Below are 23,803 nucleotides of genomic sequence, written 5' to 3' on the forward strand. Positions count from 1 at the left end.
ATCTTCTTCGTCCTCATACCTGGGTCCGGTGGAAGTTCAGGAAGGACCGCGAGGCGGTCGGGCCGCGCTGGCCCTGGTAGCGGGAGCCGTAGCGCTCGCTGCCGTAGGGGTGCTCGGCGGGCGAGGACAGCCGGAACATGCACAGCTGGCCGATCTTCATACCGGGCCAGAGCTTGATCGGCAGGGTGGCGAGGTTGGACAGCTCCAGGGTCACGTGACCGCTGAACCCGGGGTCGATGAACCCGGCGGTGGAGTGCGTGACCAGGCCGAGCCGACCGAGCGAGCTCTTGCCCTCCAGGCGGGAGGCGAGGTCGTCGGGGAGCGAGATGACCTCGTACGTGCTCGCCAGCACGAACTCACCGGGGTGCAGGATGAACGGCTCGTCGCCCTCGGGCTCCACGCGCCGGGTGAGGTCCACCTGCTCGACCGAGGGGTCGATGTGCGGGTACCGGTGGTTCTCGAACACCCGGAAGTAGCGGTCCAGCCGTACGTCGATGCTCGAGGGCTGAACCATGGATTCGTCGAAGGGATCGATCCGGACCCGCCCGGCGTCGATCTCGGCCCGGATGTCCTTGTCTGAGAGAAGCACGTCCCGAGGATACGCAAGGGGCGCGGACCGCCGACAATCGCGACGAGTCCGCGCCCCTGGTACTGGTGCTGTACTGGTGTGCCTACCGCTTCAGCAGGGTGACCGGCACCACGCTGCGCAGCCGGGCGCAGCGCGGACACCGGACCAGCCGACCGGGGCCGAGCCGCTCGGCCTGCTGCATCGGGAACGAAGCGGCGCTGAAGACGTGCCCGTCCGCGCAGCGGACGACGGTGCGTTCCATCAAGTCCCTCAAGTCCCTTCCCCAGGAGCCGCGTCGGGCTCGCTACCCCGACGCCGAAAGGCACATTACGGGATGAAAGAGACGACCTCCCATGCGGCACTCCGGGGCGCCCGACGCCCCCACCGTACCCCCGGCCCACCCCTCCCCTGCTCGGCCATGGGGTACAGTGAGCGGGCGTTCGGACATCGACTGCACCTCGGTCGATATGTCCGTATTGCGCGGGTGTAGTTTAATGGTAGAACATCAGCTTCCCAAGCTGAGAGCGCGAGTTCGATTCTCGTCACCCGCTCCATGAGAAGCCTCAGGCCGACGGCCTGGGGCTTGTTTCATATTCGGTGCACAAGCCCGTTGCGGAAGCGGGCACTTGAACCCCCGAGGGACCCGCGTCAGAGCGGGAGGTCGTCGGGGAGCACCCGGAACGCCTTGTGGCGGTCCAACGGGCGTACGGCGCGGAAGTCTCGCCGGTCCAGGGTGAGAATCGCGTCCGTGTCGTAGTCGGCGGCAAGCGCCACGTTCACCGCGTCGGCGAGGTCGAGGTTCAGCGCCCGGTAGCGAGCACGGACAGATTGGGCGGCAGCCAGGTGGTCCTCCGTGATCTCCGGCAGGATCACACGCCCCCGGCTCATCCAGCGCCGCAGGTCGTCGACCGCGCTGAGGGCAGCCTCCCTGCCGAGCTCACGCGTCGCGACGTGATCCAGTTCGGCCAGCAGGAGCGGAGACATGACCAGCAGACCCGCCGCCATGATCGCCTCGTTCGCCGCCCGGTGTTCCGGGTGAACCGAGTCCAGGGCGGCCAGAAGGCCGGACGTATCGGCGATGACAATGATCACGCGGCGGATCCGGAACTCGAGCCGGTCCCACGCCGGACGGCCTCGGCGACCGTGTCGCGGACCTCCGACTTGGGCAGCGTCCGCCCCGGCCCCTCGAAGGTGCGCGAGAACAACGGCTCGTCCCAGACGCGGTTGGCCATGGCCGCCAGGTGAATGCCCTGACGAATGATCTCGGCCTCGCTTATACCCCGGCGCTTGGCGGCCTCCTTGATGATGGCCAGGTCCTCGGGGTCGGCGTAGACGTTGGTGCGCTTCATGGACATGTACCAAGCGTAGTCCATGTACCGGATTGATGTATCCCAGCACATTTGCGTTGGTGTCCACCGACCGGTGGACGCCAGGTTCAACCGACCGCCTCTGTCCGGTAAGCGCCCTGCTCGGCGAGGCTTTTGGGCATGGGTTCATTCACTGTGCGCATGGCGCGCTGGAGTGCGAGACATCCGTGGCGGGCGATCATCGGCTGGCTGGTGTTCGTGGTGCTGTGTCTCGGGGTCGGCGGTGTCGTCGGGACGAACGGCGCCAAGACGGCGGACTACCGGGTCGGTGAGGCCGGGCGGGCCGAGGCGTTGGCCGCCGAAGGGCACCTGGAGCGCAGGTCCACCGAGCAGGTGCTGATCTCCGCGAAGTCGGGCGCGCTCGACCGCGACGCGGCGCGGGTCGCCGCGCGAGACCTCACCGTTCGGATGGAACGGCTGCCCGACGTCGCCGGTGTGGCCGCCCCGCGGCTCTCCGACGACGGCGAGATCCTCATGGTCGAGGTGGCGCTCGAGGGGGAGGAGCGGGATGCCAAGGACAAGGTCGGGGCGGTCACGGAGCAGACCGCGCGGGTGCAGACGGCCCATCCCGGCCTGCTACTTCAGGAGACCGGCAGTCCGTCCATCAGCAAGGGAGTCGACCAGCAGCGCGGTGACGATCTGGCGCTCTCCGAGGCGATCACCCTTCCGGTCACGCTGATCACCCTCCTGGTCGTGTTCGGGTCGGTCACCATGGCCGGGGTGCCGCTGCTCCTGGCGCTGTCGTCGATCGCCGCGGCGATCGGGCTCTCCATGGTCGCCTCGCACGTCTCCCCCGACGCCGGGGTCGGCACGAACGTCATCCTGATGATCGGCCTCGCGGTCGGCGTCGACTACACGTTGTTCTATCTCAAGCGTGAGCGCGAGGAGCGGGCCCGTTCCGGTGGTCGGCTCAGCTCCGAGGCGTTGGTGGAACTCGCGGCCGCGACCTCGGGGCGGGCGGTCGTGGTGTCCGGGTTCGCGGTCGTCGCCTCCACCGCGACGCTGTATCTGGCCTCCGACGTGATCTTCTCCTCCCTGGCGACCGGCACCATCGTGGTCGTCCTGGTCGCGGTGGCCAGTTCGCTCACGGCGCTGCCCGCGCTCCTGGTCAAGCTCGGGCAGCGGACGGAGCGTACGGCGGCTCGGCGGGCCCGGCGAGGCAAGCCCGTGCGGGGCCAGGGCGGTGGGTGGCTGTGGTCCGCGCTGCTGCGGCCCGCCGTCCGGCATCCGCTGGCCACCCTGTGCGTCTCCGTCCTCGGTCTGCTCGCGCTCGCCGCGCCGCTGGCCGGACTGAGGATCACCGAGATGAGCCGGGACACCCACTCCCGCGCCATCCCCGCCATGCGGGTGTACGACCGGCTCAACGAGGCTTTCCCGGAGCAGCGGGTGACCCATCAGGTCGTCGTACGCACCGACGCCTCGCACGCCGCCGAGGCGGGCTCGGCCCTGCGTGAGGTGGCCCGACGGGCCGACGCCGACCCGCTGTTCGCCGGAGCCTCGCCGGTCCGGACGTCCGCCGACCACCGGACCAGCGTCCTGGAGCTGAAGGTCCCGTACCTGGGCAACTCCGACCAGGCGTACGACTCCCTCGACCGCCTGCGCCACGACTTCCTGCCGGACACCGTGGGCCGGATCGACGGCGCGGAGTACGGGGTGAGCGGTGATGTCGCCCGCTACGCCGACTATCCCGCCCATCAGAACGGCAAACTCCCCCTGGTCCTGGGCGCGTTGCTCCTGGTGACCTTCGCGATGACCGTGTACGCCTTCCGCTCGGTGGTGCTCGGCCTGATCGGTGTCGTGCTGAACCTGCTGTCGGCGGCGGCCGCACTGGGGCTGCTCGTCCTGGTCTTCCAGAAGACCTGGGCCGAAGGGCTGCTGGACTTCCACTCCACGGGGTCGATCGGCTCGCGCGTCCCGCTCTTCCTCTTCGTGATCCTCTTCGGACTCTCCATGGACTACCAGGTGTTCGTGGTGAGCCGGATCAGGGAGGCCGTGCTCGCGGGTGTCCCCACCCGACAGGCGGTGCTCGACGGCATCCGCAGCTCGGCGAGCGTGGTGACCAGTGCCGCGGTCGTGATGACGACCGTCTTCGCGAGCTTCGTCTTCCTGCACATCATCGAGATGAAGCAGATCGGCTTCGTCCTGGCGACGGCCGTGCTGCTCGACGCCTTCCTGGTCCGGGTCATGGTGCTGCCCTCGGCGATGCTGCTGCTGGGCGAGGCGAGTTGGTGGCCCGGCCGCCCGCGTCCGGTGGCGGATGCGGCGGACGTGGCGGAAAAAGGGGCCGCCCGGCCTTCGGCGGTCGACGTACGTTGATCGGTATGACCGCTCTCGTCGGGCCCACCGCCGACGCCTTCTGGGCCACGTCGCTGCGCCGCTGGAACATGGTGTGCTGGGTGCTGTTCGCCGTGATGGCCGTCGGCCTCGCCGCCATCGACCGGCCCGGCGGGAGCAAGTACGCGGCGCTCGCCCTGCTCGGCAGCGTGGTGCTGTGTTACGCGGTCCTCGACCGCTTCCCGCACAACGTCGTCGTACGACCGCACGTCTACCTCTCGGTGCTGGCGGTGGCGGTGGGCGGGCTGGCGTATCTGCGCGGCAACTACGCGGCGCTGTTCATGGTCACGCTGCCGCACTACTGGATGTTCGGCAGGACACCGAGGGCGTCGATGGCGTTCCTCGGGCTCGCCACGGCCGGCACCCTGGCCGGGACCGTGCTGCGGCAGGACGGCTGGTCGGTCGAGTTCTTCACCGAGACACTCGTGTCCACGGTGATCGTCGTCGCCGTGGGGGTGCTGATCGGGCTGTGGGCGCACTCGGTGGTGGCGCAGAGCACCGAACGGGCGCGGCTCATCGTCGAGTTGGAGCGGACCCAGGCCCAGCTGTCCGAGGCGCACCAGCGGCAGGGGGCGGCGGACGAGCGGGAGCGGATGGCGCGGGACATCCACGACACGCTCGCGCAGGGCTTCGCCTCCATCATCGTGCTCGCGGAGGCGGCCCGGGCGGGACTGGGTACCGAACCCGCCAGCAGCGCACAGCAGTTGCGGTCGATCGAGCGCACGGCGCGGGAGAACCTGGCCGAGGCGAGGGAGCTGGTCGGCTCGGCGGACCGGCCGGGCCGGTCGGCGTCCGGTTCGCTGGCGCAGACGCTGCGTCGGACGCTGGACCGGTTCGCGGAGGACACCGGTCTCACCGTCGAGGCGGAGCTGGCGGACCCGGTGTGCGATCAGCAGACCCGGATCGCCCTGCTGCGCTGCACCCAGGAGTCGCTGGCCAACGTACGCAAGCACGCGCAGGCGTCCACGGTGGGCGTGGTCCTGGCCCGGCAGGCGTACGGGGTGGAACTGGAGATCACCGACGACGGGACCGGTTTCGTGGTGGAGGAGTCGGTGGGCTTCGGCCTTGACGGGATGCGCAAACGGCTGGCGGAGCTGGGCGGGAGGCTGACGGTGACGAGTTCGGTGGGCGACGGGACACGCGTACTGGCGCTGCTTCCCATGGCCGCCCCGGCTGACGGCGAGAGCGGGGTGCGGGCGTGACCGGCGAGCGGGTCCGCGTCATCGTCGTGGACGACCACACCGTCATGCGTGCCGGAGTCGTGGCCCTCCTCGGCACCGGGACCGGCACCGGGACCGGCATCGAGATCGTCGGCGAGGCGGCCGACGGCCGGGCCGCCCTCGAACTCGTCGCACGGTACGAGCCCGATGTCGCCCTGGTCGACCTGCGGATGCCGGTACTCGACGGAGTGGCCACCACGACCGAGATCGTGGCGCGCTTTCCCCGCACCCGGGTGCTGATCCTGACGACGTACGACACCGACGCGGAGATCGAGCGCGGGGTGGAGGCCGGGGCCATCGGCTACCTCCTCAAGGACACCAGCCGTGAGCAGCTGGCCGACGCGATCCACGCCGCGGCCCGCGGGGAGACGGTGCTGGCGCCCCGGGTGGCCGAACGGCTCGTCGCCCGGATGCGGCAGCCCGCCCAGGCCCCGCTGACAGCCCGCGAGACGGACGTCCTGAACGCGGTGGCGGACGGCCTGACCAACGCGGAGATCGGGCGGCGGCTCGTCATCGCCGAAGCCACGGTCAAGACCCACCTCCTCCGCCTCTTCGCCAAGCTCGACGTGAACGACCGGACGCGGGCGGTGGTGGTGGCGATGGAGAGAGGGGTGCTGCCCAGGGGGTCCGGGAGGGGGGAGCAGCGGTGACGGGGCGGCCGGTCGGTCAGTCCCCGGCCGTCCGGTACCAGTGGGTGCCGCCCAGCAGGTACTCGTACACCGGACGCCCCCGGCTCCCGCTCGTGCGGAACGGGGTGCCGTGGTCGCTGATGCGGAGGGTGCCCTGGCGGCCGCCGCTGTTCCATTCGAGGTCCACGTACCACTTCACGTCGCGGGTGTCGGCGTGGGCGGTGATGTAGAGGACCTCGGGGTCGGACCGGCTGACCTTGTAGGGGAAGCCGCGCTGGCCGGCCTTCGGCCGGATGACGGGGTGACCGGCGTCGAGGTCCGTGTCGAACGACCGCGTCTCCACCCCTCCGCCGCAGCCCGACGACCCCAGATACGCGTTCCAGGTCGGCGGCGGGCTCGCGTCCACCACGCCGACGTGCATGGACTCGATGACGACGGTCTCGTCCCCGGTGCCCTGGACGGTCAGCGCCACCCGCTGTTCGTCGGCGGCGACGGCGCGGTGTGCCGTCACCCAGCCCGGCAGGTACTGCCCCATCACCGGCGGCGCGACCTCGGCGGGAGGCCGGTCGATCAGGTACTTCCCCTCGCACTGCGGGTCGTCCCAGCCGTAGGTGCGGGTGCTCACGGTGAGCGGGGTCCCGGCGCCGTCCTGGGCGGGTGCCTTGGCAGCAAAGGGAGTTGACGGGTCGGCGTCCTGGTCGACCGTGAGCGCGGTGGCCACCGCGACGACGGCGGCTACGGCGGCCGCGACCAGGGCCCACCGCCCGCGAGCGGTCCGGCGGCCGACGGCGGCCTCCTCCGGCGGCTGATCGGCGACCGGGACGGGAGGAGCGACGGGCGTGCTCGGCGGCTGCGCCGGGCGCGGGTCCGTGCCGGGCCTGTCGTCCGCGGGCTCCGGTGCCGGGACCGCCGCCGCTCGCCTGCCGCGCTCCCGTGCCGCGTCCGCCAGGACCCAGCGCCGGTGCAGCTCCACCAGCTCGTCGGGGGTAGCCCCGCACAGCCGGGCGAGGCGGGAGACGGCCGCGTAGTCGGCCGGTACTCCGTCCCCTCGGCAGTACCGGTGCAGCGTGGAGGTGCTCATGTGCGCGCGCTTCGCCAGGCCCTCGTAACTCAGCCCGGAGCGCTGCTTCAACTCGCTTAACAGCGCGGCGAATTCCGCGATCTCCTCAGCCGCCCCCACGCGTTCCCCATTCCGTTCGGCATCCCAGGGAGGTCACGTTTCCCCAGTTCAGAGCCGGTGCGGGCATCCCAGCGTCCCGAAAATCCCGATGGAATGGCGGCCGGGACACCCCGTGGCACAGGCTTGGGCCATCCAAGCACGGCGACCCACCGGACACGGTGACGGCCCCGCTCGGCTCCCGCTTCCCCCGCGCGTCGCGTTCAGGGAAGCGCAACTCCCTTACAGACAAGGCAGTCCACTCATGCGTATCGCCACTCTTTCCACGTCCCGCGCCACCGCCTCCGCCCTGGTGGCCGTCGCCGCACTCGCCCTCGTCGGCGTCCAGGTCGGCACGGCGACCGCCGCGACCACGACGACCACCTGCACCACGGCGAACACCAAGCTGACCGTCACCGAGGCGCCCCGTCCGATCAACCACCTGCTGCTCAAGGCCACCAACACCGGCACCACGACCTGCGACGCCTACTACGCCCCCGTCCTGCGGGCCGGAGCCGACGCCCAGGCCCCGCTGGCCCGGTTCGAGGAGAGCAAGCCGCAGGCCGTGGTGACGCTCAAGCCCGGCCAGTCGGCTTACGCGGGCATCCTGACGTACTCCCCCGACGGCGAGGGCGGCGCCACCGAGAAGACCCTGGGGGTGTCCTTCACCGACAGGAAGGCGAACGGGACCGGTAAGGAGAAGACGCTGAACCTGCCGAACGGCGGTGTCTACTTCAACAGCGCCGCCTCCGTGACGTACTGGCAGGACAACGCGGCCGACGCCCGTGCCTGGTAGCGAGGTTGTCCGTGAACTCCCCCGGAATCGTCCGTGATCGGTAACACGCGCATCCCCCCGCTCCCGTCCGCCGTCCTCACAAGTGGTCGCGACGCGGCCGGGGTTCGGTGGGCGAGAGCGGGGGCGGACATGGCGCGGCACAACGGGACGCGGGGCTGGTACGGCAAGGTGGTCGGGGCGGCGCTCGGGGTGACGATGCTCGCCGTCGGGGCCTCCATATGGACCGCGCAGGCCGACACCTCGGGCAAGCCCGCGCCGAAGGCGGCGACGAGCAGCGTCAAGCCGGTCGACGTGACCATCGCGCACGCCTCGGACAAGGGCGCGCGCGGCGTCAACATCACCATCGACGACGGCCCCGACCCCACCTGGACCCCCCAAGTGCTCGCCGTATTGCAGGAGTACGGGGTGAAGGCCACCTTCTGCATGGTGGGGACCCAGGCGCAGGCCCACCCCGACCTGGTGAAGCAGGTCGTCGCGGCCGGGCACCGGCTGTGCGACCACACGGTGTCGCACGACACCGGCATGGACAAGAAGTCCGTGGCCTACCAGTCGCAGCAGATCCTCGACGCCGAACGCATGATCACCGAGGCGTCCGGAGGCGTACGGCCGATGTACTACCGGGCCCCCGGCGGTGCCTTCACCCCCGAGAGCCGCAAGCTCGCCGCGTCGCGGGGCATGCGCCCGCTGGGCTGGAACGTGGACACCAAGGACTTCGAACTGCCGGGCACGGACGCCATCGTCGCCACCGTCGAGCGCGAACTCCCCAACGGGCCGACCCTGTTGTTCCACGACGCGGGCGGCGACCGCTCCCAGACGGTCGCGGCACTGCGCCGCGTGCTCCCCGAACTCAAGCAGCAGGGCTACTCCTTCGGCTTCCCCGTGCGCTGAGCCCGGCAGCGGCGCTCACCTCGGTCAACTGCTACTATCCGCCCGCTTGTTCGGGGGGATGGGGCCCTCCGCAGGGGAGGGGTGGCAAGTGACTCGTCGTAGGTTCGCGCACGGCTCCGTGGCCGTCGTCATCGGTCTGGCGCTCTCGGCGTCCGCCGTGACGGTGACGGCGCCCGCGTACGCGGAGGGCACGCCGGAGATCGTTCTGCCGGCGACGATGCGGACGACTCCGCGCAAGGTGTACCTGGAGAGCGCGGGGGCCTCCGGCTTCCTGCAGTACCGGACCGGCGCGCAGGGCTCGGGGCTCTGGTGGATCGGCTACGACGGCAGCGGTGAGCCGGTGGAGGGCGGCGAGAAGCAGCAGTCCCGCGGTGCGGGCTACCACGGCACCGGCTCGGACGTCGTGGCCCTTCCGCCCGACCAGCGCGGCGGCGGGCAGGTCCTGCTCCGGGACATGGGAACCGGCGCCACGGAGACCGTGACGCTCCCGGCGGACCAGTACTACCTGCAGACGTACGGGCGTACCGTGCTGGCCTACAGCCTGACGGGCACCGACCGGACCGAGCTCTCCCTGCTGCGCGCCGGGAACGGCGGCACGGTGACCAGACCCGTCACCGGGCTCCCGGAGGGGTCGGACTTCCCCTTCCTTCCCGAGGGTTCCGCCTCCGGCATCGTCGTCAGGTTCTACGGCCCGGAGGACCGGACCTTGCGGGCCGCGTGGGTGGACCCGGAGACCGGGGCCGCCACGATTCTCCCGCCGGAGCTGGCGAGCACGGACACCGTGGTGGGGCCGGGATACCTGGCCGCGTGGAACGGCCCGACACAGGTGCGCGTCTACACTCCCGGTGCCTGGGACACGCCCGTGCGCGAGGTCAGGGTGCTCCGCGTCGCCAACATCCAGCTCCTCGGTATCGTCGGTGACGCGGTCGTCACGGGACGGCGGGACGGCACCGGCCTCACGGACGTGACCGCGGTGCCCTTCGACGGCTCCGCGGCCCGGCCCCTGCTGAAGCGGGCGGCCGCCACCTTCCTCACCGCCCCCGACGGCGGCCTGGTCGTCACCGGCGGGGAGTCCGCCGAGGACTACGGCATCGCCCGGATCGAAGCGGGCCCCGACGGTCTGCCCGGGGTGCGCCGGATCGTGGACGTCCCGCCCAGGCCCATGGGCGTCGAGTCGCTCGACCTGAGCGGCGGTGAGCTGCTGACGTACGAGTCGGGCGACGGCGCGACGCATCTGTACAGCCGCTCGCTGACCACGGTCGGGACCCTGGCGGCGGGGCCGCGCACGGACCGGGGCAAGACCTGGCACTGCGGGGTGCTGGACGGGGACAGCGGGAGCTGTCCGACCCTGCTGGGCACGGGTGACGGCCGGGCGGTGACGCTGGACGCGCTCGGGGACGTATCCGTCCTGGAGCGGGGCACGTCCCTCCCCGGCACCGTGCTGGCCTCCGGGCTGCGGGACAACGACGACCTCGCGGGCGCCGCGGGCCGGTACGCCGCCTGGACCGGGCCCACACCGCAGGGCGACGGCCTCAGCGTGGTCGACCTGGACACCGGGAAACCCGTCCGCACCTTCACGGGCGCGGCCGCCCGGTCGACCTCCGTCGCCCTGTGGGGCGAGACGCTGTGGACGGCGACCGGTGACGGCACCGTGACGGCCACCGAGGTGCGATCGGGCACCGCGATCACGTCGTTCCACGCACCCGCCGGTTGTGCCACGGGGAACGTCGAAGCGGTGGGACGCTGGGTGTACTGGTCCGGCACGTGCGACCTTCCCCAGGGCGGCAGTGCGCGGAAGGCCGTCGTGTACGACACGCGCGGGAAGACGCTGGTCGCCGTACCCGCGGCGGCGGACAGCCGCCTGGGCGACGGCTTCGTGGTCTCGCCCGACCCGAGTTCGGGGGCGCTGGTCCTCACCGACGTCAGCCGTGGTTCCGCGGTGAGCCGGACGCTGGCGGCCAAGGCCGGGCCGTGGGACGTCGATCCGTACACCGGCCTGGTCGGTTACGTGGATTCCGCCACCCAGGACATCCACGTCGTACGCGGCGGTGTGCCCGCCACCGACCTCGCGGTCCTCGGCGCGAAGGCGGCCGCCTCGGTCGGTCTGGTGAGCCCGTCGTCCGCGTGGGACGGCACATGGTGGCTGTCGCGACCGGCCGCGTCATGGACGCTGGCGTTCCGGAACAAGGCGACCGGCGCCACCGTGCGCACCCTGTCCGGCGGCGCGGCGACCGACGCGGTCCACGCGAGCTGGAACGGCAGGACGTCCTCGGGGGCGTACGTACCGAACGGCACGTACACCTGGACGCTGACGGTGGTCCCGGCCGACGGTCGCGGCGCGGCGGCGACCTCGTCCGGCTCGCTGAGGCTGACCGGTGGTGCCGCCGTGCGGCGCGACCAGATCGGGTCCGACGGCACCGGTGATCTGCTCACGCTCAACTCCACGGGCGGGCTGACCTTCCACCGGGGCGACGGCGCGGGCGCGTTCGGGGCGAAGACCTCGGGCTCGGGCTGGTCGGCCTCGATCAAGGCGGTGCCGTTCGGTGACCTGAGCGGTGACCGGTGCAACGACCTGCTCGTGCGCTCCCCCGGCGGCGAGCTGCGCGCCTACCGGCCCGCGTGCGGGGCGGCGGTGAAGCCCTCCACCGCGTCCACCTCGCTCGGCACGGGCTGGAACCAGTACGACGTGCTGACCTCGCCCGGCGACGTCAGCGGTGACGGCCGCGCCGACCTGATCGCCCGCCAGTCCTCGACCGGCGACGTCTACCTCTACACGGCGACCAGCACGGGCAAGCTGTCCGCGCGGGTGAAGATCGCGTCCCGGTGGACGGGGTACAAGAAGATCGTCGGCGCCGGTGACCTCGACGGCGACGGCCACGGCGACCTGCTGGTGCAGGACAGGTCGAACGAGCTGTGGCGCTACGGCGGCGCGGGCAGCGGCAAGTTCAGGGGCCGGGTGAAGGTCGCCGACGACTGGGGCACGTCGTACGACACGGTCGTGGGCGTCGGCGACATCACCGGCGACGGCCGGGCCGACCTCGTCTCCCGCGACTCCTCCGGCTCGGTGTGGCGCAACAACGGCAACGGCAAGGGGTCCTTCGGCGGCCGCACCAGGATCGCCACCGGCTGGCAGGCGTACAAGGGCCTGTTCTGACCGGGCCCGTTCCGGACCGGCCCGCTTCCGGGCCGGTCCGCGGGCGTCACGGGGTCGCCGTTGCCGTTCGTACCGGTGTGGTCAGCGGCACGGGCTCCGGCTCCCAGCGGCTGGTGGTCCGCACGTAGCCGTGGATCACGGAACCCAGCGCCAGGAGGAGCAGGGAGCCCGCCACCCAGGGGTGCTTCGCCATCTCCACCGGCAGGAAGCGGACCGCGAGCAGGATCGTGGTGAAGACCGTCACTCCGTAGGCGACCAGCCGGACGGCCGACCGGTCCCAGCCGCGGTCGAGGGCGCGCAGGGCCGTCTCGATCGTGAGCGTGAACACCACGCCGCCGATGAGGTCGATGCCGTAGTGGTAGCCGAATCCCAGGGTCGCCACGAGGGTGGCCACGAGCCAGAACGTTCCCGCGGAACGCAGGAAGCGTGAGGCCCGGCGGGTGTGGATGAAGATCGCGGTGGCCCATGCCGTGTGCAGGCTGGGCATGCAGTTGCGGGGCGTGATCATGTCGTACACCACCGCGTGCGGAGCGCTGACCGGCGGCGCGGTGTGCGGCCACAGTTCGGCGACCGCCCAGTGCTCGTTGCCCGTGCCGAACGCACCGGTGCCGTAGGCGAAGACGGGGCCCACCACGGGGAAGATCATGTAGATGGCCGGGCCGAGCAGGCCGATCACCAGGAACGTGCGCACCAGGTGGTGGCCCGGGAAGCGGCGCTCGGCCGCCACATGGCGAAGCTGGTACAGGGACACGACGACCGCGGCCACGGCGAGCTGGCCGTAGACCACGTGGAGCAGCTGGGCGCCGACCGGGCCCGTGGCCTCGACGACCCGGCCCACCACCCACGACGGGCTGCCCAGCGCGTGATCGGCGACCGCGACGTACGGATCGAGCACCTCCGGGCGGGACTTCGCCGTGACCAGCAGCCAGGTGTCGCCCGTCTTACGCCCGGCCACCAGCAGCAGGCCCAGGCCGACGCCCTTCAGCAGCAGGGCGCGTTCCCGGCCGGTGCGCCGGGTGACGGCGATGACCCCGCAGCCCAGCAGCACCCACAACGCGCCGTTGCCGAAGGGGTAGCCCTCGGTCCCCCCGACCCCGAACACCCAGCGCCCCAGGGCGAGTACGACGTCGATGCCGACGGCCGCCCCGAGGGCGACGAAGCGCTGCCGCCAGGTGAACACCACCATCATCAGCGCCATACCGGCGTACAGCAGGGCGGCCGACTTGGGCCGCCCTACCAGCTCCGCCGCCTGGACGGTGAGCGGACCGGGCAGGCCGTAGTGGCGCGCGGTCAGCTCCAGCGCGATGAGGAATCCGAGAACCGTCACCCCCGCTACGGCCCAGAGTCCCGTCCGTGGTCGGCTCCACGCGTCGGACGCGGTTCTGCCGGATATTCGTGAACTCCCCCGTGACAGCATGCGCCTCGATCTCTGCTCGTTTTGCCTGATTCAGTTGGATAGAGGTCGATTCGGCCGCGGAATCGGCCAAGTCCTGTTCAACTTATCGACACCTGCCCGGAGTCGGTATGCCGGGCAGGGCAGCACCGCACGGAGATCGCGGCGGCCCTGGCCGGGGGGGGCGTCCGCGCCGCGCGGCGTCGTCCGCTTCGGCACCGGTTCGGGCGGAGGTACCCGGTCGTGTGCGAGGGTGGCGACGAGTGCGCCCTCGTCCCGTCCGACTCGCCCCGGCTTTGCCCCTTTTTCTTCCTTCTGTGAGGCAACATGCGCTGTGTCATCGCCCGGTATCCGTTCGAACTCACCAAGGACGGGGTGATCGCCTCGATGGCGGGCATCGCGCCCGAGGCCATCACCGGTGACTCGGTGACGATCGGGCGCCGCCGCTACCCCGTCAAGCAGGTCGGCGAGGTCATCACCCGGCAGGACCGCCGTGACTTCAGCGGCGGCGAGGTCAGCCGCGCCATGGCCCGCCTCGGCTTCACCTGCCACACCCCGGCCGAGGCCGCGCCGCCCGCGCCCGCGGCTGCCACCGACCCGATCCAGGCCGCCTCGGACCTGCTCGGGGGGCCTGGCCTCTGAGGGCGGGCGGAACGTACGGAGCAGGCCCGGACGGGATCGTCCGGGCCTGCTCCGTGTGATGCGGGGGTCCTTGTCAGACCGCGACGTTCCCGCCCTCGTTGCGGCGCCGACGGACGACGAACATCGCGCCGAGGCCGAGCGCGACGGCCGCGCCGCCCGCGAGGGCGATGGCCGGGAGGGCCGAGCTGGAACCGGTCTCGGCGAGGTGACCCTGGGGGACGATCTCGGTGTTACCGGCGGGCTTGGTGGTGGGCAGCGGCTTGCGGCCGCCCTGCGGCTTGGGGGTCGAGTCGTCGACGGGACCGGCGGAGGTGCCCGCGGCGAGGACGTCGAACTGGTAGAAGCTCTCGTCCGGGGCGGCGACGCAGTTGCCCTTGTCGTCCAGGTACATGCCGGTGCTGACGGCGAACCCGAAGCCCGCGGGGGCCTTCTTGTCGACGGCCACGCGCAGGTCGATGGAGAACGACTCCTTCGCCTTCACGTCGGTGTAGCCGAGGTAACCGGCGGCGTCGTCGTCCAGGTCCACGGAGATGTCGTTCCACTTGCCGGTGGACGGGTCCTGGTACTGGAGGGTGAGGTGGTTGACCGGGTCGGAGAAGTCGTCGTCGTCGGCGCTGATCGCCGCGGCGAAGACGCCGAGGTCGACGCGCTTGTAGGAGTGGCTGCCCGAGTTCTTCACGTTCAGCTTGAAGGCGTGGTAGCCGCTGCCCGCGACGATCTTCGACGGCAGCCCGGAGAGCGTGGTGCTGAGGTTCTCGTCGAAGTTCTGGACGTCGTCGGTCAGGCAGTCCTCCGGGTTCTTCGACGCGGAGGCCGACGCGGACGCCGAGGAGGACGCGCTGGTCGACGCGGAGGTGGAGGCCGAGGAAGAGGCGGAGTCCTTGGCGGGCGCGGCCGAGGTGGCGTCGGCGGGCGGGGTCGAGGTGGTGTCCGTGGCGGGCGAGGTGGTGACCTCGGTGGCCGGGGTGGTGGTGACGTTGCCCGCGGGCTCCGTCTCCTTGCTCGTCTCACCCGTCGTGGCCGACTCGGTGGTGGCCGGCTTGGTCTCGTTGTCCGCCGCCTGCGCGACCGAGGCCGTCATCAGGACGACCGGAGACAGGACGGCCGTCGCGGCAGCGAGGGCCAGGGAACGACGCAGCTTCATTACGAACCTCTGGGCAGCAGGAAGGATCAACGTTGGCGCATAGCTGACTCACAACCGGGGAGAAGGGTTGCCCAAAAAGTTTCGATATCTCTACGGGAACTGCTCCGGTTCCCCTTATAGATTGGGCATTACTGATCATTTCGGGGCGATACGGGTGGGGCCCGAGAGACGGATGTCACCTCGGGCGCCGAGCCGCCTCAGGGCGCGGGGATCGGTACGGCCCGCCCCGTCACCCTTACGGGAGTCTCGTACGGGTCCACCTCGATGGTGAGGTCGCTCGGGCGGCCCATGTCCTCGCCCTGGCGGATGGTGATCGTGCTCGGGGCGGTCACCAGGCCGAGCGTGCGCAGGTAGCCGCCGAACGCCGCCGCTGCCGCGCCGGTGGCCGGGTCCTCGACGACACCGCCGACGGGGAAGGGGTCGCGGGCGTGGTAACTGCCGTCGTTCTCCCGCCAGACGAGGTGGACGGTGGTCCACCCGTGGGTGCGCATGACGGCGGTGAGGGCGTCGAAGTCGTAGGCCAGGTCGGCCAGTCGGGCGCGGGACGCGGCGGCGAGGATCAGGTGGTCGTTGCCCGCGAAGGCCACGTGGGGCGGCAGGGCCGGGTCCAGGTCGGCGGCGTCCCAGCGCAGGGCGGCAAGCGCGGCGTCCAGCTCGGCGGCGTCGGCCGGGCGGGAGCGGGTGGGGACGCTGGTGAGGGTCGCCCGTACGGTGCCGTCCCGGTCGGCCACCGTCTCCACCCTGATCTCCCCCGCCGGGGTGTCGAAGAGGAGTTCACCGGGGCCGACGCGTTCGGCGAGGGCCACCGCGGTGGCGACCGTGGCATGCCCGCAGAAGGCGACCTCGGCGAGGGGGCTGAAGTAGCGCACGGTGTAACGGCGGCGGTCCGTGTCCCGTTCGGTGAGGAAGGCCGTCTCGGGGTAGCCGACCTCGGCGGCGAGCGCGAGCATCTCCCGCTCGTCGAGGCCGGTCGCGTCGAGGACGACCCCGGCGGGGTTGCCTCCCTGGGGGTCGGGGGTGAACGCCGCGTAGCGCAGGACATCGGTAGCCGTGGAGTGAGCCATGCCTCCATGCTGGCGGCCCCACGACATCAATACCAACGATTGTTTTTCATACGAGCCATCGGCATCTTCGATGGCTGGCTACCCTTCCGCCATGGAAACCCGGCTGCTCCAGACCTTCGCCACGCTGGCCAGAACGGGCAGCTTCACCGCCGCCGCGGCCGAGCTGCGACTCGCGCAGTCCACGGTGACCGTGCAGATCAAGGCCCTGGAGAAGGCGCTCGGTACCCGGCTCTTCGACCGGCTGGCCAGAGGGGCGCCGCTCACCGAGGACGGGCGGCGGCTGCTCGCAGTGGCCGAAGAGGTGCTGGAGGCGGAGTCACGGCTGTTCGCGGCCGCCGCCGAGGACGGGCCGGTCAGCGGGACGGTGGTGGTGGGCGCGGGCGAGACCCTGTGCTCGGCCCATCTGCCGCGTGTGATCGCCGCGTTGCGTGACCTCCACCCCCAGGTGGAGGTCCAGCTGGAGCCACGCGGCACGTCCGCCGCGCTGACCGGGCTGCGGTCCGGCGAACTGGACCTCGCGCTGCTGCTGGAGGAGTGCGTGGACCACGCGGACATCACCGCCGAGTACATCGCCGCCCAGCCGCTGGACCTGCTGTGCGCGCCCGGGCACCGCCTCGCGGACCGCGACCGTCCCGCGACCTGGCGGGAACTGGCCCAGGAGGACTTCTTCCTCCATGAACAGGGCTGCTCCTACAGCGACTGGCTCGCCGGACAACTCCAGGCGGTCCCCGGCGCCCACCCCCGCATGACCCGCTTCGGCAGCATCGAGGCGGCCCGCTCCTGCGTGACGGCCGGCCTCGGCCTGACGGTCCTCCCGCACGCCAACGTCGCGGAGGCCCTCCGCGAGGGCCGCCTCACCCGCGTCGCGGGCCCCGCCCTCCCCGACGTCCCCATCCACCTCGCCCACCACAGCCGCCGCCACCCGACACGGGCGGCCCGGGCGGTGGTGGGGGAGGTCGTACGGCACTTCAGTACGGCGTGACCCGCCCCGCCACCACCGCCGTCGGCCTCACTCCAGACACGCCACCACCGACCGGTGGAACCGATGCACCGCCTCGTCCACGCTGCGGATGAAGCTGGACTGGGCGTTGCCCCGGGTGCTGCCCATGGTTTTGAGGAGGGAGAGGCGGAAGCCGGTGACCGGGGTGCCGGACTTCGGGAGCATGTCGCCCGGCTCGGGGCGGAGGCGTTCCAGGGTGCCCCGGGGGCCGCCGCCGCCTTCCACCAGGGTTTCCACGTGGAGGTCGGCCGGGGCCTCGGCGAGACGGCGGACGAGGCGCTTCGCCGCGGCCAGGGGGTAGCCCTGGGTGGGCGCGGGGATCTCGATCGAGGTCCGGAGCCGACCGGTGCGCAGGTCGGCGGTGAGGGCCAGCACCCCGGGCGTGCCCTCGATGCGCAGCTCGGCACCGAGACGGCCGTCGTGGCAGAGCTGGTCGGCGAGGAGGGCGCGGCGGGCTGCCGGGTCGGTGCCGCGCCGGGAACGCTGGACGGGCAGCACCTTGTGGCCGAGTTCGCCGCCCAGGCGCAGGCAGACCTGGCGGACCAGGCGCTCCCAGCTCTCCACCACCTCCAGCGCACGCGGGTCGCCCTGGCAGAGGGTCTCGTCGTCGATGCCGTTGCGTACCGGGACCCACGCCGCGCCCATGTTCTGGAAGCCGTGGCAGCCGGAGTTCTCGTGCTGGAGGTAGTGCAGCAGTTCGCGGAGCAGCCAGGCGTGCGCGGCATCGTTCACACCCTCGTGCTGGATCAGCATCTGCGCCTGGTGCGCCACCTCGGCCCAGGACAGGTGCCGGAGCGCCACCTTGTGCTTGCGCCTGCCGTCGATCTTGACGTCGACCAGCGGGCGGCCCTCCAGCTCGACGTCGTTGGTCAGCGTGATGACGGCCTCGTATCCCCGGCGCGCGGCGATGTCCATGTACGTCTGGACCTGGTCGCTCCTGAGGACGTTGCCGTTGGTCTTCGTCTCGACCAGGGCCGTCCACAGCTTGCCCGCCCGCTCGACCCGGATCACCCCGTCCGGACGGCGCGGGGAGTCGCTGTGCGGCAGCGTGACCTCGGTGAACGTCTCCATGCGCCCGGCCGGGGCGCCGAACGCCGCGGTGAGCCGCCGCCCGAACTCCGGGACCTGCGCCATCACCGACAGCAGCACCGAGGTGGCCCGCGCCTCCCGGTCGCGGTCGCTCTTGAGGGCGGACACGGGGAACAGCCGCGCCTCACGCCAGGAGTCGTTCTCCGCCAGCGTCCGCCGGGGCCCCTTCGGCAGGGTGACCTTCTTCTTGGCGGTACGGGGGCGGGCGGGTGCCTTCGCGGTCTCGGCGGGGCGGGGTGCGGGGACCTGCGCCCGTACGGGCTCCTCCGGCGTCCGCTCGACCGGCGCCGGTGCCTCCTCCTCGCCCGCGTCGTCGTCGATGTCCACGCCGAAGTCGGTGGCCAGTCCCGCCAGGCCGGAGTAGTAACCCTGGCCCACCGCACGGAACTTCCACGCCCCGTCCCGGCGGTACAGCTCGCCGAAGATGAACGCGCTCATCGGGCCCGTGTCGGTGATCGTGAAGCCGACCAGGTCCGTCCCGGAGCCGTCCGCCAGCGTCAGGCGCAGGTTCTCCAGCTCCCCGAAGTGCGCCCCCTCGTACCGGCTCGCCGCCACCACGATCCGCGCGACCTCGTCCGGGATCGCGGTCAGGTCGAAGCCGATGCGGTCCTGACTCCCGTCCCCCGTGGGCGTCTTACCGAGCAACTGCACGCTGCCATCCGGCGCGACCGGGTTGTTGTAGAAGTAGAAGTCGGCGTCGCTGCGTACCTTGCCGTCGGAATTCAGCAGCAGTACGGAGACGTCCGCGTCGCCCTCGCCCGTGGGGCTCGACCAATTCAGGCCGACCATCACGGAATCGACGCTCTCGCTCAGCGCCGCCAGTGCCGCGTTGGCTCCCTTGGCCAACTCCTGCATGACGTACCCCCCAAGTAGTGCCCTGCGGACGCGCCTCCCCCCGGGATCGACCTGCGCCGATGACTCCGTGCGACGCGTCGCGCACTCAGTGCCCAAGAACGTTAATACGCACCAGGCATAACCGCGCCCGTCCGGACGGAAGAAGTGCCGCGGGGGAATGCGGTTTGGGGAGCCTTTTACAGAGTCGGCCCGGGTGGCCGGACGCCCGTTAGGGTTGAAAACTTCGGGGCCAGGGCCTCGGCTTGTCGAAGGGGGGCGCGTTCCGTATGCCTACGCTCAGTGTCCTGACGCCCGTTCACAACGGTGGGCATGGCTATCTGCGGGAGTTGTGCGACTCGTTGCGGGCGCAGCGGCTGCCGGGTGGGTGGCGGCTTCAGTGGGTGGTGCAGGAGGACGGGGGCACGGGGCGTCCCGCGGCCCAACTGCCGGACGAGCCCTGGATCTCCACCGGAACCGGACGCCATGGCGGAGCCGCCCGTGCCCGCACCCTGGGTCTGGCTCGCGTCACCGGCGCCCTGCTGCGCTGTGTCGACGCGGACGACCTGCTTCCCGACGCCGACACCCTCGCCCGGGACATCGAGGTGCTGTCCGCCCACCCCGGCTACGCCTGGACCGTCGCCCCCTGTCTCGACCTGCACCCCGACGGCCGTCTCGAACCCGGCCCCTACGACCCCGCCCCCGGACCGCTGCCCGCCCGGACCCTGCTGGAGGGGGCCGCGCGCGGTGCCATGCCGGTGGTGGGCACCACGCAGACCGTGCACACCGAACTGGTCCGCCTGCTGGGCGGCTGGCCCGCCCTGCCCGCGTTCGAGGACGGCGCCCTCCTGCTGAGCTGCGAGGCGGTCAGCCCCGGCTGGATGCAGGAAGAACCCGGCACGCTCTATCGCAAGCACCCCACCCAGCACACCGCGTCCGAAGCCTTCCGCGACCGGGCGGAGTCCCGGCTGCGCGTGCAGATCGCCGTCCAGCGGGCGGAGGCCCTGCACACGGCGGGCTGGCGCTGGCGGCCGACGGCCCTCAAGGACTGACCCCGGTTCGCTGTGTGTTTCACGTGAAACCACGCAACCGCCGTTCAGCCCGGCTCGACGTCCTGCTCGCCGCGGGCGTGTCCGTTCGCGGTGCCGGGACCGTGGGGCGGGCCGCTCGGGGGGTGCGGGGGGACTCGATGTCGGCCAACAGGCGGCGCAGGGAAGCGCGTACGGCGGGGAGGTCGGGGGAGTCGGGGGTGCCCGGCAGGGGGGTGCGGGTGTCCAGGGTGGCCAGGGCGCGGTGGGCGCGGTGCCAGGCACGGGACGTGTGGCCCTGGTGGTGGTCGGTGTAGGCGCGGGCGTAGCGGGCGAGGGCCGTCGCCCACGCGTCGTCGCGTACGCCGGGGGAGGACAGTGCCCGGCGGGCGCTGCGGCCCGCCGCGCCGGGGGAGGTGCGGGCCTGGGCCACGGCCAGGGCGGCCAGGCTCACGGCCGGGGCGGGCCCGCCGGGAGCGAACGCCGGGACGGTGTCGGCGGCCTGCCGGAAGCAGTCGGCGGCGGTACGGGCGTCCCCGCGCTCCCACGCCAGCACGCCCTGGACATGGGCGACCCGGCCGATCAGCGCGTCGTCCCCGGCGAGCACCGCAGCCGTCCAGACCTGGCCGAGCTGGGCGCGGGCGGTGGCCGGGTCGCCGGGGGCGTTCAGCCAGGCGGCGAGCCAGCGGGCGCGGGCGGCGAGGTGGTCGTCGGTCTCGTGGCGGGGCAGCAGGCGGGCCAGATGGGCGCGGCCCTCCTCGCCGTGGTCGTGCGCCGTCCACCAGAACCACAGGTCGGCCACCGTGGCCAGCGCCGCCTTCACCTGCGCGGCCGGGGCGTCGGGACGGGCCGCGTACTCCACCAGCGCGGTCAGGTCGGCCGCGTTGTCCCGGACCAGCCGGGCCGCCTGGCGTTGCTCACCGGCGTACCAGAGGTGCTCGGCGACCTCCGCGAGGCGGCGGTGGTGCAGCACATGGCGTTCCACCGCCACGGTGAACTCCCCTGCCGCGTGCAGCCGTTCGGTGCCGAAGTCGCGGGCGGCGCGGGTCATGCGGTAGCGGGGCGGGCGCAGGCCCCCCGGTTCGTCCAGCGTCTCCAGCACCCCGGCGGCGGCCAGCCGGGCGAGGCAGGCGGAGACCTGGTGCGGGGCGACACCCGCGCCCGCGCAGAGGTAGGCCGCCGTCGGCTCGGTGAACGCCCCCCGGAAGACGCTGCTCCGGCTCCACACCGCGCGCTCCGGCCGGTCGCACAGCAGATACGCCGACCCGACCGCCGAGCGCAGCGAACGGTGCCGGTGCAGCGCCGGTCCGGGCGCGGCCAGCCAGCACTGGTCCCGCTCCAGCCGGTCGGCCAGCGCCCACGCGGACGGCTCCCGGTCCAGCTGCCCGGCCGCCAGCTCCACGGCGAGCGGTACGCCCTCCAGCACCCGGCAGATCCGGTCCACGGCAGCCGCCTCCGCGCCCTCCGCCCGGAAGCCGGGGGCGGTGGCACGGGCCCGCGCGAGGAACAGCTCCACAGCGGCCTCCGCCGCCAGCGGGGCCAGCCGCAGCACCCGTTCCTCACCGAGCCCGAGCGCCTGGCGGCAGGTCACCAGCACCCGCACCCCGGGCACGTCCATCAGCAGCCGCTGCACCAGCCCAGCGCACTCGGTGCGCACCGCGTCGGCGTCGTCGAGGAGGAGAAGCACACGCCCGGTTGTTCGCAGCGCCGAGACCAGGTCGGTGAAGGCGGGCCGGGCTTTCGTACGGGCGCCGGACGTACGGGCCGACGGGCGCGCGTCCGGTACGGCCCCCGCGCCGACCGTCCGCCGCCCGGCCGCGTCCCGGGGCCCCAGCACCACTTCCGCCAGCCGGGCCGCGAGCGCTCCCGCCGCGACGGGTCCCCCGCCGCCCGGGCACCGCACATAGATCACCCGCGCCCAGGGCCCGGCCTCCCCCGCTCCTCCCACGGCGGCGGCCGCCAGCGCGCTCTTGCCCACCCCCGCCGCCCCCGTCACCGTGACCAGCCGGTTCCGGGCCAGGCCCGCCCGGAGATCCGTCGTCTCCGCGTCCCGGCCGATCAGCCCGTCCGGCCCACAACGCCCCGCTGCGGACGCCCACTCGGCGTCCTCGGCGTATGCCCACACTGTTCTGCGCTCCAGAGCTCGCGGCGGTGCGGCACCCCGTGGCCGCACGCTCAGAGAGGAGGCGCGACGCGCAGATAAATCGTTCCTGCACCGCACCGCCTTCACGACAGGTCCAACGGCCGCCCGCGACCTCGGGTGCGGACGCGGGCCAGGGATCACACGCCGCACTGAACCCTCGTACACAGGTGCACATAGCGATGGGCGGCCCGGAATCCGGGCCGCCCGTCCGCCGGAGCCTGCCTGCCTGCCTGCCTGCCGGGAGGACCTAATACTCGTCGTCCTCGTCCGGCCCCTTCCGCTTGTCGCCGCCGCGGCCCGTCTCGTCGCCCCGGTCGATGGTCCGGGTCGGGCGGGTGCGGCCGGGCTCGGGGAGTTCGCCGAGGTGGCTGCGGAGGTAGAGGACGTCGCCGACGAAGAGGTCGTAGAGGAAGATGCCGACCAGGCCGCCGATCAGCGGGCCGACGATGGGAATCCACCAGTAGCCGCTGAACTGGCCCGGCACGCTGCCCGGGAAGGCGAGGCTCCCCCAGCCCGCCGCCCAGGTGAACAGCCGGGGGCCGAAGTCGCGGGCCGGGTTGATGGCGTAGCCCGCGTTGGCGCCGTAGGACATGCCGATCGCGGCGACCGCGAAGCCGACCATCAGCGGGGCCAGGTTCGCCTTCACCGCCTGGTTGCGCAGGTCCAGGATGGCGACCACGAACATCACCAGGAAGCCCGCGCCGACGATCTGGTCGATCAGCGGACCCCAGATGCCGCCGTGGAAGTAGGGCGCCGGGAAGGTGGCGAAGATGGAGAACGAGGCCAGGGTGTGGCCGTCGGTCTTGGGTCCCGGCACCGCGGTGTCGAAGGCGTCGATCGCGTTGTGGTAGACGAGGTACACCAGCGCCGCCCCCGCGAAGGCGCCCGCGACCTGGGCGAACCAGTACGGCAGCACCTTCAGCCAGGGGAAGCCCCGGCGGACGGCCACGGCGAGGGTGACCGCCGGGTTGAGGTGGGCGCCGCTGACGCCACCGGCGACGTACACGCCGAAGGTCACGGCCAGCGCCCAGCCCCAGGCGACCAGCAGCCAGTCACCGGCGGCGAGGAAGATCGTCGTGGTGGTGGCGGCGCGGCCGGAGCCCGGCAGCGCGGCGACCGCCATGGCGACCACGCCGCAGCCGAAGGAGATGAGGACGAAGGTCCCGATGAACTCCGCCATGAGCTCGCCCGCCAGACCGCCCCGGTGCCGGAGCCGGGACGGTTTGATGAGCGGGGGAATGTCGAGAGCAGCCATGGAGGCCCCCTAGCAGAGGAGGGGTAGGGCAAACATCCTCATACTCACCCACCCCACCCCGGCCCGCAGGGCGGGAAACCCGTCTGGCCTAAGGGTTCTTCC

Annotated in this window: 20 protein-coding genes and 1 tRNA gene; 10 read left to right on the forward strand and 11 right to left on the reverse strand. The window is 72.2% G+C overall.

Annotated features, from left to right (window positions below):
* Positions 1-13: 13 nt before the first annotated feature.
* Together dcd and ACI2LY_RS23950 are read right to left on the reverse strand one after the other, a co-directional pair.
* A complete protein-coding gene (gene dcd, locus ACI2LY_RS23945; RefSeq protein WP_404708957.1) occupies positions 14-589 on the reverse strand; it encodes a dCTP deaminase in 576 nt (191 codons plus the stop codon).
* 82 nt (positions 590-671) lie between these two features.
* Positions 672-830, reverse strand: a complete 159-nt coding sequence (locus ACI2LY_RS23950) for a hypothetical protein (protein WP_389004004.1) — start codon at positions 828-830, stop codon at positions 672-674.
* Between the two features lie 218 nt (positions 831-1,048).
* On the opposite strand from ACI2LY_RS23950, the gene ACI2LY_RS23955 reads away from it, so the two are divergent.
* Positions 1,049-1,122: transfer RNA gene (locus ACI2LY_RS23955), tRNA-Gly, on the forward strand.
* Between the two features lie 94 nt (positions 1,123-1,216).
* On the opposite strand, the gene ACI2LY_RS23960 is transcribed toward ACI2LY_RS23955, so the two are convergent.
* Complete coding sequence (locus ACI2LY_RS23960) at positions 1,217-1,660, reverse strand: PIN domain-containing protein (RefSeq protein ID WP_404708958.1); 444 nt, start codon at positions 1,658-1,660, stop codon at positions 1,217-1,219.
* Positions 1,657-1,923, reverse strand: coding sequence for a CopG family transcriptional regulator (locus tag ACI2LY_RS23965; protein ID WP_404708959.1), 267 nt, complete (start codon positions 1,921-1,923; stop codon positions 1,657-1,659). Before ACI2LY_RS23965 ends, ACI2LY_RS23960 begins: the two co-directional genes overlap by 4 nt.
* A 132-nt stretch (positions 1,924-2,055) precedes the next feature.
* On the opposite strand from ACI2LY_RS23965, the gene ACI2LY_RS23970 reads away from it, so the two are divergent.
* Genes ACI2LY_RS23970 through ACI2LY_RS23980 form a run of 3 tightly spaced genes read left to right on the forward strand, consistent with a single transcriptional unit; the run spans position 2,056 to position 6,139 of the window.
* Positions 2,056-4,251, forward strand: coding sequence for an MMPL family transporter (locus ACI2LY_RS23970; protein ID WP_404708960.1), 2,196 nt, complete (start codon positions 2,056-2,058; stop codon positions 4,249-4,251).
* A gap of 5 nt (positions 4,252-4,256) precedes the next feature.
* Positions 4,257-5,471 (forward strand): sensor histidine kinase, encoded by a 1,215-nt coding sequence (locus ACI2LY_RS23975; RefSeq protein WP_404708961.1) that lies wholly within the window; start codon positions 4,257-4,259, stop codon positions 5,469-5,471.
* On the forward strand, positions 5,468-6,139 hold the full coding sequence (locus ACI2LY_RS23980; protein ID WP_404708962.1) for a response regulator: 672 nt from the start codon (positions 5,468-5,470) through the stop codon (positions 6,137-6,139). Before ACI2LY_RS23975 ends, ACI2LY_RS23980 begins: the two co-directional genes overlap by 4 nt.
* Positions 6,140-6,155: 16 nt before the next feature.
* On the opposite strand, the gene ACI2LY_RS23985 is transcribed toward ACI2LY_RS23980, so the two are convergent.
* Positions 6,156-7,298, reverse strand: a complete 1,143-nt coding sequence (locus tag ACI2LY_RS23985; RefSeq protein WP_404708963.1) for a helix-turn-helix domain-containing protein — start codon at positions 7,296-7,298, stop codon at positions 6,156-6,158.
* A 241-nt stretch (positions 7,299-7,539) separates the two neighbouring features.
* Here ACI2LY_RS23985 and ACI2LY_RS23990 point away from each other — a divergent pair, with 241 nt between their 5' ends.
* The 3 genes from ACI2LY_RS23990 to ACI2LY_RS24000 all read left to right on the forward strand — a co-directional run bounded on the left by ACI2LY_RS23990 (position 7,540) and on the right by ACI2LY_RS24000 (position 12,112).
* Positions 7,540-8,070, forward strand: coding sequence for a DUF4232 domain-containing protein (locus tag ACI2LY_RS23990; RefSeq protein WP_404708964.1), 531 nt, complete (start codon positions 7,540-7,542; stop codon positions 8,068-8,070).
* Between the two features lie 129 nt (positions 8,071-8,199).
* A complete protein-coding gene (locus tag ACI2LY_RS23995) occupies positions 8,200-8,958 on the forward strand; it encodes a polysaccharide deacetylase family protein (RefSeq protein WP_404708965.1) in 759 nt (252 codons plus the stop codon).
* A gap of 88 nt (positions 8,959-9,046) precedes the next feature.
* The gene (locus tag ACI2LY_RS24000) at positions 9,047-12,112 is read left to right on the forward strand and encodes an FG-GAP-like repeat-containing protein (protein WP_404708966.1); all 3,066 of its coding nucleotides are present in this window, start codon (positions 9,047-9,049) and stop codon (positions 12,110-12,112) included.
* Positions 12,113-12,158: 46 nt separating this feature from the next.
* Here ACI2LY_RS24000 and ACI2LY_RS24005 read toward each other — a convergent pair whose 3' ends face one another.
* Positions 12,159-13,529: a phosphatase PAP2 family protein gene (locus tag ACI2LY_RS24005; protein ID WP_404708967.1), complete on the reverse strand. Its 1,371-nt coding sequence runs from the start codon at positions 13,527-13,529 to the stop codon at positions 12,159-12,161.
* A gap of 303 nt (positions 13,530-13,832) precedes the next feature.
* Here ACI2LY_RS24005 and ACI2LY_RS24010 point away from each other — a divergent pair, with 303 nt between their 5' ends.
* Entirely contained in the window at positions 13,833-14,147 is a 315-nt protein-coding gene (locus tag ACI2LY_RS24010; protein WP_404708968.1) for an SCO5918 family protein, read from the forward strand.
* 73 nt (positions 14,148-14,220) lie between these two features.
* On the opposite strand, the gene ACI2LY_RS24015 is transcribed toward ACI2LY_RS24010, so the two are convergent.
* Both ACI2LY_RS24015 and ACI2LY_RS24020 read right to left on the reverse strand, forming a co-directional pair.
* Positions 14,221-15,291 (reverse strand): LAETG motif-containing sortase-dependent surface protein, encoded by a 1,071-nt coding sequence (locus ACI2LY_RS24015; protein ID WP_404708969.1) that lies wholly within the window; start codon positions 15,289-15,291, stop codon positions 14,221-14,223.
* Between the two features lie 197 nt (positions 15,292-15,488).
* Entirely contained in the window at positions 15,489-16,355 is an 867-nt protein-coding gene (locus ACI2LY_RS24020) for a PhzF family phenazine biosynthesis isomerase (RefSeq protein WP_404708970.1), read from the reverse strand.
* Positions 16,356-16,446: 91 nt separating this feature from the next.
* Between ACI2LY_RS24020 and ACI2LY_RS24025 the strand changes: the two genes are divergently transcribed.
* Positions 16,447-17,337, forward strand: a complete 891-nt coding sequence (locus ACI2LY_RS24025) for a LysR family transcriptional regulator (protein ID WP_404708971.1) — start codon at positions 16,447-16,449, stop codon at positions 17,335-17,337.
* A 27-nt stretch (positions 17,338-17,364) separates the two neighbouring features.
* Here the strand turns inward: ACI2LY_RS24025 and ACI2LY_RS24030 are convergent, their stop codons facing one another.
* On the reverse strand, positions 17,365-19,299 hold the full coding sequence (locus ACI2LY_RS24030; RefSeq protein ID WP_404708972.1) for a TerD family protein: 1,935 nt from the start codon (positions 19,297-19,299) through the stop codon (positions 17,365-17,367).
* A 266-nt stretch (positions 19,300-19,565) separates the two neighbouring features.
* Here ACI2LY_RS24030 and ACI2LY_RS24035 point away from each other — a divergent pair, with 266 nt between their 5' ends.
* Complete coding sequence (locus tag ACI2LY_RS24035; RefSeq protein ID WP_404708973.1) at positions 19,566-20,327, forward strand: glycosyltransferase; 762 nt, start codon at positions 19,566-19,568, stop codon at positions 20,325-20,327.
* Between the two features lie 19 nt (positions 20,328-20,346).
* On the opposite strand, the gene ACI2LY_RS24040 is transcribed toward ACI2LY_RS24035, so the two are convergent.
* Both ACI2LY_RS24040 and ACI2LY_RS24045 read right to left on the reverse strand, forming a co-directional pair.
* Positions 20,347-22,428, reverse strand: a complete 2,082-nt coding sequence (locus tag ACI2LY_RS24040) for an ATP-binding protein (protein ID WP_404708974.1) — start codon at positions 22,426-22,428, stop codon at positions 20,347-20,349.
* Between the two features lie 265 nt (positions 22,429-22,693).
* Complete coding sequence (locus ACI2LY_RS24045; protein WP_404708975.1) at positions 22,694-23,701, reverse strand: MIP/aquaporin family protein; 1,008 nt, start codon at positions 23,699-23,701, stop codon at positions 22,694-22,696.
* Positions 23,702-23,803: the final 102 nt, after the last annotated feature.

It is taken from the genome of Streptomyces sp. NPDC002176 (assembly GCF_044903645.1).
Classification (GTDB): Bacteria; Actinomycetota; Actinomycetes; order Streptomycetales; family Streptomycetaceae; genus Streptomyces.